The sequence below is a fragment of the Saccharomonospora saliphila YIM 90502 genome, from assembly GCF_000383795.1.
Taxonomy (GTDB): domain Bacteria; phylum Actinomycetota; class Actinomycetes; order Mycobacteriales; family Pseudonocardiaceae; genus Saccharomonospora; species Saccharomonospora saliphila.
The window spans coordinates 60,047-69,671 of the sequence record NZ_KB912668.1 but is presented as its reverse complement, the minus strand read 5'-3'; the positions used below and the strand labels follow the sequence as shown (position 1 = coordinate 69,671).

Genomic DNA, 9,625 nt, shown 5'->3' with positions numbered 1-9,625 from the left:
GGTCCGGCCCGTGCCGCAGGATCTCGCGGGACGACGCGGGCAGCACCCCGGGCAGCTCCGCGCCGAACACGCGGCGCAGATCCGCCGCCGTCGCGCCCTGCGCGCCGAATCCGGGGGCGAGCACCGGGCCGTTGAGGGCGTCGAGCCGGAGTTCACCCACCCCGACCGTGGCGCCCACCACGACGCCGACCGCGCCCAGTGGGCGTGCTCCGGCGTTGCGCTCCGCCGCCTGATCCACAATCGACTGAGCGACGGAGTGCCCTGACGCCGTTCCGGCGCGCTGCACGGTGTGTCCTTCCGGATTGGACGTTCGCGCGAGCACGAACACGCCCCGGCCGCTCTCCTCCGCCGCGCGCAGCGCCGGGTCGAGCGAGCCGAACCCGAGGTACGGCGACACCGTGACCGCGTCGGCGGCCAGCGGGGAGCCGTCGGCGAGGTAGGCCTCGGCGTAGGCGGCCATCGTGGAGCCGATGTCGCCACGCTTGACGTCGAGCAGCACCAGCGCGCCCGCCTCGCGGGCCCGCGCGAGCACCCGCTCCAGCACGGCGATGCCCGCCGATCCGAAGCGCTCGAAGAACGCCGACTGCGGTTTGAGCACCGCCACGTGCTCCGCCAGCGCGTCGGTGACGGTCAACGCGAACCGGTCGAGCCCGCGCGCGTCGGCGGGCAGCTCCCAGTCACGCAGCAGCCCGGGATGCGGGTCGATCCCCACACAGAGCGGTCCCCGCGCCCGCACGGCGGCGGTGAGCCGCGCCCCGAACCCCTCACGCACGCTCGTCCCCTCCCGTTGTTGGCGGTGCCGTCAAGGCCTCCTTGACTGCGTTGAGTGCAGTGAAGGAGGCCTTGACGGCAAGACAACGCGGGGGCGCGGGGCTCACGAGGCCGTTCCCGCGCGCAGGTTCGCCTGGAGCGCCTGGAGGGAGCGGACGCCGATGGCACCCCGGATCAGCGCCTCGATGCCGTGCACGGCCGCCGCCGCTCCCTGCACGGTGGTGACGCAGGGGACGCCGCGGGACACCGCCGCGGTGCGGATCTCGTACCCGTCGACGCGCGGGCCGCTGTTGCCGTACGGCGTGTTGATCACCAGGTCGACGCCCCCGTCGCGGATCATCTCGACGATGTTCGGCTCCTCGGGGGTGCTGCCCTGGTAGTGCTTGCGCACCACCGAGCAGGTGATGCCGTTGCGCCGCAGCACCTCCGCCGTGCCCGAGGTCGCCAGCACGGAGAAGCCGAGGTCGGCCAGCCGCTTGACGGGGAACACCAGCGAACGCTTGTCCCGGTTGGCCACCGACACGAACACCGTGCCGCGCACCGGAAGCGAGCCGTAGGCGCCCTCCTGCGACTTGGCGAAGGCCTCGCCGAAGGACAGGTCGACACCCATCACCTCGCCGGTCGACTTCATCTCCGGCCCGAGCAGCGAGTCCACCCCGTGCCCCTCCGGCGTGCGGAAGCGGTGGAACGGCAGCACGGCCTCCTTCACCGCGACCGGGGACCCGGCGGGCAGCCCGCCGCCGTCACCCTCGGCCGGCAGCACGCCCCGCTCGCGCAGCGACGCGATCGACGACCCGGTCATGATCAGGGCGGCGGCCTTCGCCAGCGGAACGGCGGTGGCCTTGGACACGAACGGCACCGTGCGGGAGGCACGTGGGTTGGCCTCGATGACGTAGAGCACGTCGTCCTTGAGCGCGTACTGCACGTTCAGCAGTCCCCGCACGCCCACGCCCCGGGCGATGGCCTCGGTGGACCGGCGCACCGCCTCCAGGTCGGTGCGGCCCAGCGTGATCGGCGGCAGTGCGCACGCCGAGTCACCGGAGTGCACCCCGGCCTCCTCGATGTGCTCCATGACCCCGCCCAGGTAGAGCTGCTCACCGTCGTAGAGGGCGTCGACGTCGATCTCGATGGCGTCGTCGAGGAAGCGGTCCACCAGCACGGGGTGCTCGGGGGTGACCTCGGTGGCGCGCTGGATGTAGTTCTCCAGCGACGCCTCGTCGTAGACGATCTCCATGCCGCGCCCGCCGAGCACGTACGACGGGCGGACGAGCACGGGGTAGCCGATGTCGTCGGCGATGCGCCGGGCGCCGTCGAACGAGGTCGCCATGCCGTACTTCGGTGCGGGCAGGCCCGCCGAGGCCAGCACCTCGCCGAACGCGCCGCGCTCCTCGGCATGGTGGATCGCCTCCGGCGGGGTTCCCACGACCGGCACGCCCGCGTCGGAGAGCCGCTGCGCGAGCCCGAGCGGGGTCTGCCCGCCGAGCTGCACGATCACGCCCGCGACCTCGCCGGATGCCTGCTCGGCGTGCACGACCTCCAGCACGTCCTCGAAGGTCAGCGGCTCGAAGTAGAGCCGGTCGGAGGTGTCGTAGTCGGTGGAGACCGTCTCCGGGTTGCAGTTGACCATCACGGTCTCGAACCCGGCCTCCCGCAGCGCCAGCGCGGCGTGCACACACGAGTAGTCGAACTCGATGCCCTGCCCGATGCGGTTCGGCCCCGAGCCGAGGATGAGCACCTTCGGCCGGTCCCGCTGGGCGAGGACCTCGGACTCGGCGTCGGGATCGGCCTCGTAGGCCGAGTAGTGGTACGGCGTGCGCGCCTCGAACTCGGCCGCGCAGGTGTCCACGGTCTTGTAGACGGGCCGCACCCCGAGCCGGTGCCGCAGCGCGCGGACCCCGTCCTCCCCGGCCAGCTCCGGCCGCAGCGCGGCGATCTGCCGGTCGGACAGCCCGATCCGCTTGGCGCGGCGCAGCAGGTCGGTCTCCAGCACCGGCGCGCCGGCCACCTCGGCGCCGACCTCGGCGATCAGCGAGATCTGGTCGACGAACCACGGGTCGATCCCGCTGGCGCGGTGCACCTGCTCCGGGGTGGCGCCGAGGCGCAGCGCCCGCTCGACCGTGTAGATCCGTCCCTCGTGCGCGGTGCGCAGTTCTTCCAGGGTGGACTCCAGGGTCGCGCCCTCCGGATCGGGGCGCGTCCAGAACCCGACCGCCTTGGTCTCCAGCGAGCGCATCGCCTTGCCGAGCGCCTCCGTGAAGCCGCGTCCCAGCGACATCGCCTCGCCGACGCTCTTCATCGTCGTGGTCAGGGTCGGGTCCGCCCCGGGGAACTTCTCGAAGGCGAAGCGCGGCATCTTGACCACGACGTAGTCGAGCGTGGGCTCGAACGAGGCCGGGGTCTCGCCGGTGATGTCGTTGCTGATCTCGTCGAGCGTGTAGCCGATGGCGAGCCGGGCGGCGATCTTGGCGATGGGGAACCCGGTGGCCTTCGACGCCAGCGCCGACGAGCGGGACACGCGCGGGTTCATCTCGATGACGACCATCCGGCCGTCCGCCGGGTTGATCGCGAACTGGATGTTGCAGCCGCCGGTGTCCACGCCGACCTCGCGCAGCACGTCGATGCCGACGTCGCGCATGTGCTGGTACTCGCGGTCGGTCAGCGTCATCGCCGGGGCCACGGTCACCGAGTCGCCGGTGTGCACGCCCATGGGGTCGACGTTCTCGATGGAGCACACGACCACCACGTTGTCGTGCCGGTCGCGCATGAGTTCGAGCTCGTACTCCTTCCAGCCGAGCACGCTCTCCTCGATCAGGACCTCGGTCACCGGGCTCTCCTCGAGTCCGAACGAGGCCATCCGCTCCAGTTCGTCCCACGTGTGCGCCATGCCCGAGCCGAGCCCGCCCATCGTGAACGACGGCCGGATGACCACCGGAAGGCCCAGCTCGGCGACGACCTCACGGACCTCGTCCATCGAGTGACAGACCCGGCTGCGCGGCACGCCGCCGCCGACGGAGGCGACGATGTCCTTGAACTTCTGCCGGTCCTCACCGCGCTGGATGGCGTCGATGTCGGCACCGATCAGCTCGACGCCGTACTTGTCCAGCACCCCGCGTTCGTGCAGGTCCACCGCGCAGTTCAGGGCCGTCTGACCGCCGAGGGTGGCCAGCAGCGAGTCGACCGGCCTGCCCTCGGCCTGCTCGGTCGCGAGCACCTTCTCGACGAAGTCGGGCGTGACCGGCTCGACGTAGGTTGCGTCGGCGAACTCCGGGTCGGTCATGATCGTGGCCGGGTTCGAGTTCACCAGGCTGACCCGCAGCCCTTCCGACCGCAGCACCCGGCACGCCTGCGTGCCCGAGTAGTCGAACTCGGCGGCCTGGCCGATCACGATCGGGCCCGAGCCGATCACCAGCACGTGCTCGAGGTCAGTGCGTTTGGGCATTCCGGGCCTCCATCAGCGTCACGAACTCGTCGAACAGCGGCGCCGCGTCGTGCGGGCCCGCGGCGGCCTCCGGGTGGTACTGCACCGAGAACGCGGGCACGTCTTCGCAGCGCAGTCCCTCCACGGTGCCGTCGTTGGCGCAGTGGTGGCTCACCCGGGCCGCGCCGAACGGCGAGTCGAAGCGCGCTCCGGGCTCGCCTTCGAGGGCGAAACCGTGGTTCTGGGCGGTGATGGCCACCCGGCCGGTGGCCGCGTCGAGCACCGGGATGTTCACGCCCCGGTGGCCGAAGCGCATCTTGTAGGTGCCGAGGCCGAGGGCGCGGCCGAGGATCTGGTTGCCGAAGCAGATGCCGAACAGCGGGATCTCGCGGCCGAGGACCTGCCTCGTCAGCTCGATCGCCCCGGTCTGCGTTTCGGGGTCGCCGGGGCCGTTGGACAAGAACACCCCGTCGGGCGCCAGCGCGAGCACGTCGTCGATCGTGCTGCCCGACGGCAGCACGTGCAGTTCCACGCCCCGCCGGGCAAGCTCCCTCGGGGTGTTCGACTTGATGCCGAGATCGAGCGCGGCCACCCGGTACCGGGTCTGCCCGAGCGCGGGCACCACGTAGGTCTCGCCGGTGCTGACCTGCCCGGCCAGGTCGGCGCCCTTCATCGGCGGGCTCGCGCACACCTGCGCGATCATGTCGTCGTCGGATCCCAGCGCGTCGCCGGAGAACACGCCTGCGCGCATCGCGCCGTGTTCGCGCAAATGCCGGGTCAGCATGCGGGTGTCCACCTCGGCGATGCCGACCACGCCCTGCTCGGCGAGGGCCTCGTCCAACGACCGCGTGGACCGCCAGTTCGACGGCACCCGCGCCGGTTCGCGCACCACGTAACCCGCGGCCCAGATGCGGTGCGACTCGTCGTCCTCGTCGTTCCAGCCGGTGTTGCCGATCTGCGGCGCCGTCTGCACCACGATCTGCCGGTGGTACGACGGGTCGGTCAGCGTCTCCTGGTAGCCCGTCATGCCGGTGCAGAAGACGGCCTCACCGAGGGTGCGGCCCCGCGCGCCGTAGGCGCTGCCCCGGAAGATCCGGCCGTCCTCCAGCACGAGCGCGGCGGCCGTTCGCGTGCTGTTCACAGCGGAGCACCTCCCTTGAGCTGCTCGATCCACCGCGGGTACGCGGCGAGGTCGTCACCACGCAGACCCGTGTCCAGCTCGACGCCGTCGAGGCGCCAGGTGACCACCAACAGGCTCTCGGTGCCCATGACCTTGCCCGCCATTCCTTTCGCTCTGCCGATGTCGATCACGCTGTCCCGGGGAATCCAGAACCCCGGTGCCCCGCGCCGGTCGACCTCGATGCCGTCGGGGTAGAGGCGCAGCTCCGCCGGTCCGCGCAGCCCCGCGCCCCGGGTGACCACCCGGTCCTGCCAGTGCCCGGCCCGCGTGGTGGCGACGTAGATCCCGCGCGTACGCAGGACCGGCTCGCCCGGGTCGGCGGGCACGGAGGGAAACGGCGGGATGCGCACGCTCTGCGCTCGGGCCTGGCGCCGCCAGCCCCGCCACATGCCGTACAGGCACAGGACGAACACCGCGAGGACCAGCAGCGTCAGCGCGACCCTTTCCATTACACAATCTTCCCTTCGCGCGAGGTCACGCGGCCACGCAGCAGCGTGGCGCGCACCACGGCGGGCAGCCGCATCCCCTCGTACGGGGTGTTCGCGGCGACGCTCGCCAGGTCGGGTCCGTGCACCGTCCACTCGGCCTCGGGGTCGACCAGTGCCAGATTGGCCGGTTCTCCCACGGCCAGCGGCCTGCCCTGGTCCGGCAGGCCCGCGATCTCCGCGGGACGTTCGCTCAGCACCCGCGCCACGCCGCGCCAGTCGAGCAGACCGGGACGCACCATCGTGTGCGCCACCACCGACAGCGCGGTCTGCAACCCGAGCATTCCCGGGCGTGCGGCGGCCCACTCGTGCTCCTTGTCCTGCGGGGCGTGCGGGGCGTGGTCGGTGGCCACGCAGTCGAGCACGCCGTCGGCCAGCGCGCGCCGCAGGCCGGTGACGTCGTCGGAGGTGCGCAGAGGCGGGTTGACCTTGTTGACCGGATCGTAGGTGGCCAGTCGCTCGTCGGTGAGCAGCAGGTGGTGCGGGGTCACCTCCGCCGAGACGGCCGTGCCGAGGTCCTTGGCCCAGCGCAGCACGTCCACGGTGCCCGCCGAGGAGACGTGGCACACGTGCAGCCGGGCGCCCGCGTGCCGCGCGAGCACGCAGTCGCGTGCGACGACGGCTTCCTCGGCCGAGGCGGGCCAGCCCGTGTAGCCCAGGCGCGCGGCCCGCTCTCCCTCGTGCGCCTGGGCGCCGACGGTGAGCCGGGGTTCCTCGGCGTGCTGGGCCACGACCACGTCGAGCGCGGTCGAGTACTCCAGCGCGCGGCGCATGAGCAGCGGGTCGGACACGCAGTGCCCGTCGTCGGAGAACACGCGCACCCCGGCGGCCGAGCGGGCCATCGTGCCCATCTCGGCCAGCCGTTCACCCGCCAGTCCCACCGTGACCGCGCCGACCGGGTGCACGTCGACCAGCCCCGTCTCGCGGCCCCGGCGCCACACGTGTTCCACGACGACCGCGTTGTCGGCCACCGGGTCGGTGTTGGCCATGGCGAACACGGCGGTGTAGCCACCGAGCGCGGCCGAGGCCGAACCGGTCTCCACGGTCTCGGCGTCCTCGCGGCCGGGCTCACGGAGGTGGGTGTGCAGATCGACGAATCCCGGCAGCAGCACCTGCCCGTCGGCCGGGATCACCTCGGTGGCCGAGCCCGGCGTGAGCGCGCCGATCTCGGCGATCACGCCGTCGGCCACGCGGACGTCGGTCGGCTCACCCTCGCCGTAGAGCCGCGTTCCCTTGATCAGTACCTCGGTGCCCTCGGAGCCTGTCACGATTCCTCTTCTCCGGCCAGAAGGTGATACAGCACGGCCATGCGCACGTGCACGCCGTTGCGGACCTGTTCGGTGATGGCGGCGTTCGGCGCGTCGGCCACCGAGGAGGCGATCTCCATGCCGCGCAGCATCGGGCCCGGATGCAGGACCACGGCGTGCTCGGGCAGCATGGCCAGGCGGGTCTCGTTCAGCCCGTAGGCGATCGAGTACTCCCGCGCCGAGGGGAAGAACCCGCCGTGCATTCGCTCGGCCTGTACCCGCAGCATCATCACCGCGTCCACGGCGGGCAGTTCGGCGTCCAGCTCGTAGGCGACGGTGACGGGCCAGGACCCGACGCCCGCGGGCAGCAGCGTCGGCGGCGCGACCAGCACCACCTCCGCCCCGAGCGTGGCGAGCAGGTGGACGTTCGAGCGCGCCACCCGGCTGTGCAGCACGTCGCCGACGATGGCCACCCGGCGCCCGGACAGCGTGCCGAGGCGTTCCCGCAGCGTCGCGGCGTCGAGCAACGCCTGTGTGGGGTGCTCGTGGGTGCCGTCGCCGGCGTTGACCACCGAGGTGCCCGCGTCGGCGAGCCACCCGGCGAGCCGGTGCGCCGCTCCGGAGGCGGGGTGGCGCACGACCACGCAGTCCGCGCCCGCGGCCGACAGCGTCAGCGCGGTGTCGCGCAGCGACTCGCCCTTGCCGACCGACGAGCCGCCCGCCGAGACGTTGACCACGTCGGCGCTCATCCACTTGCCCGCGATCTCGAACGACACGCGCGTGCGCGTGGAGTTCTCGTAGAACATCGTCACGACGGTCCGCCCGCGCAGCGTCGGCAGCTTGCGCACCTGCCGCCCGAGCAGCGTGCGCTTGAGCTCGTCGGCGGTGTCGAGCACGGCGGTCGCCACGCCCGCGTCGAGCCCGTCGGTGGTCAGCAGGTGCCTCATCGGCGCTCCCTGAGCAGAACGGCGTCGCGGCCGTCGACCTCGTCGAGCAGCACCGAGACCTCCTCCGTGCGGGAGGTGGGCACGTTCTTGCCCACGTAGTCGGCACGGATGGGAAGTTCGCGGTGGCCGCGGTCGACCAGGACGGCGAGCTGGACGGATCGGGGCCTGCCGTGGTCGCGCAGGGCGTCCAGCGCGGCACGGATCGTGCGGCCGGAGAAGAGCACGTCGTCGACGAGCACCACGACCCGGTCCTCGATCCCGGCTCCGGGCATCTGGGTCTGCTCGAGGGGACGGGTGGGCTTGTGCCGCAGATCGTCGCGGTACAGCGTGACGTCGAGGGTGCCGTTCGGCACGTCGACCCCGGAGAACTCGGCGACCTTCGCGCTCAGCCGGTGGGCGAGTGTGGCTCCTCGGGTGGGGATGCCCACCAACACGGGTGGAGTCATCACCTCGGCACCGAGCGCGGTCTTCTCGATGACCTGATGGGCCATTCGGGCGATGGTGCGCGCGACGTCTCCGGCCGAGAGCAGCTCGCGCTCCCCGGCCGGACCCGTCGCGCCACGCGGGCGTGGCGCCACGGCGGGACCTCCTTCCCCGCCTCACCGGACGGGTCCTTAAAGGATGTCGAAACCCTGCATGTGCAGGCGAACTGCGTCGACACTAGCAGGTGTGCGGACCTCGCCCTTACGGGTGGTCTGTCTCGCTCGGTAACACCCTCCAGCGATGATCTGCTTGACCTGGTGACGACGAGGCGTAACCATTACTCTGAGTATTCGGCCTGGAAATACCCTGTCGGTCCACGGCGGCCGTATCGGGGCGAGGAAACGGAGAACCACCACATGGGCGATTACGCCAAGGCGCTCGGGGCCAAGCTCCGCGGCATCCGCCAGCAACAGGGTTTGTCCCTGCACGGTGTCGAGCAGAAGTCGGGCGGCCGCTGGAAGGCCGTCGTCGTCGGCTCGTACGAGCGGGGAGATCGCGCGGTGACCGTGCAGAAGCTGGCCGAGCTCGCCGACTTCTACGGTGTTCCGGTGGTCGAGCTGCTGCCGGAGGGACGTGTGCCCTCCGGTGCGGAGCCCGCCACGAAGATTGTGATCAATCTCGAACGGTTGCAGCAACTCCCCGCGGAGAAGGTGGGCCCGCTGGCCCGCTACGCGGCGACCATCCAGAGCCAGCGCGGCGACTACAACGGCAAGGTGCTCTCGATCCGCACCGAGGACCTGCGCTCGCTGGCGATCATCTACGACATGACCCCCGGTGAGCTGACCGAGCAGCTCATCGACTGGGGCGTGCTGCCTCCCGAGGCGCGCCCGTCGAAGGAGGACTGAAGCGGCGGCGAGAGTCCAGCGCGTCGGTGCCGGGCCGGAGGGCGGAGGAAAAGCTCGGGGAGGGCCTCCCCCACCGGAGACGGTCAGCGCAGCGCGCTCATCGGGTCCTGAGCCGGAGGCGGTTCATCCGGGTCCCGAGCCGGACACGGCTCACTCGGGGCCCAGCCGGACGTGACCCGGACAGCGACAGCGAGCGCCCGGCAAGCGGGCGCAGCCACGGCGCCCCGGCCCGTCCGGACGCGCCGGGGC

At 71.9% G+C, this 9,625-nt stretch carries 8 protein-coding genes; 1 reads left to right on the top strand and 7 read right to left on the bottom strand.

Annotated elements, in window-relative coordinates; translation table 11 throughout:
* The 7 genes from pyrF to pyrR form a co-directional block, all read right to left on the bottom strand.
* Positions 1 to 772 (bottom strand): orotidine-5'-phosphate decarboxylase (gene pyrF, locus SACSA_RS22550; RefSeq protein ID WP_019815966.1); only part of this gene is annotated, 772 nt, incomplete at its 3' end.
* Between the two features lie 102 nt (positions 773 to 874).
* Positions 875 to 4,210, bottom strand: a complete 3,336-nt coding sequence (carB, locus tag SACSA_RS0111300) for a carbamoyl-phosphate synthase large subunit (protein WP_019815964.1) — start codon at positions 4,208 to 4,210, stop codon at positions 875 to 877.
* A complete protein-coding gene (gene carA / locus SACSA_RS0111295; protein ID WP_019815962.1) occupies positions 4,194 to 5,330 on the bottom strand; it encodes a glutamine-hydrolyzing carbamoyl-phosphate synthase small subunit in 1,137 nt (378 codons plus the stop codon). The genes carB and carA overlap by 17 nt, the downstream gene beginning before the upstream one ends.
* On the bottom strand, positions 5,327 to 5,818 hold the full coding sequence (locus tag SACSA_RS0111290; RefSeq protein WP_019815961.1) for a PH-like domain-containing protein: 492 nt from the start codon (positions 5,816 to 5,818) through the stop codon (positions 5,327 to 5,329). Before SACSA_RS0111290 ends, carA begins: the two co-directional genes overlap by 4 nt.
* Positions 5,818 to 7,122 carry a dihydroorotase gene (locus SACSA_RS0111285; RefSeq protein WP_019815958.1) on the bottom strand — a complete coding sequence of 435 codons (1,305 nt, stop codon included), beginning with the start codon at positions 7,120 to 7,122 and terminating at the stop codon, positions 5,818 to 5,820. The genes SACSA_RS0111290 and SACSA_RS0111285 overlap by 1 nt, the downstream gene beginning before the upstream one ends.
* Complete coding sequence (locus SACSA_RS0111280; protein ID WP_019815956.1) at positions 7,119 to 8,048, bottom strand: aspartate carbamoyltransferase catalytic subunit; 930 nt, start codon at positions 8,046 to 8,048, stop codon at positions 7,119 to 7,121. The genes SACSA_RS0111285 and SACSA_RS0111280 overlap by 4 nt, the downstream gene beginning before the upstream one ends.
* Positions 8,045 to 8,626, bottom strand: coding sequence for a bifunctional pyr operon transcriptional regulator/uracil phosphoribosyltransferase PyrR (pyrR, locus tag SACSA_RS0111275; protein ID WP_019815954.1), 582 nt, complete (start codon positions 8,624 to 8,626; stop codon positions 8,045 to 8,047). Before pyrR ends, SACSA_RS0111280 begins: the two co-directional genes overlap by 4 nt.
* A 261-nt stretch (positions 8,627 to 8,887) precedes the next feature.
* On the opposite strand from pyrR, the gene bldD reads away from it, so the two are divergent.
* Positions 8,888 to 9,376, top strand: coding sequence for a transcriptional regulator BldD (bldD, locus tag SACSA_RS0111270; RefSeq protein WP_003096372.1), 489 nt, complete (start codon positions 8,888 to 8,890; stop codon positions 9,374 to 9,376).
* Positions 9,377 to 9,625 lie beyond the last annotated feature (249 nt).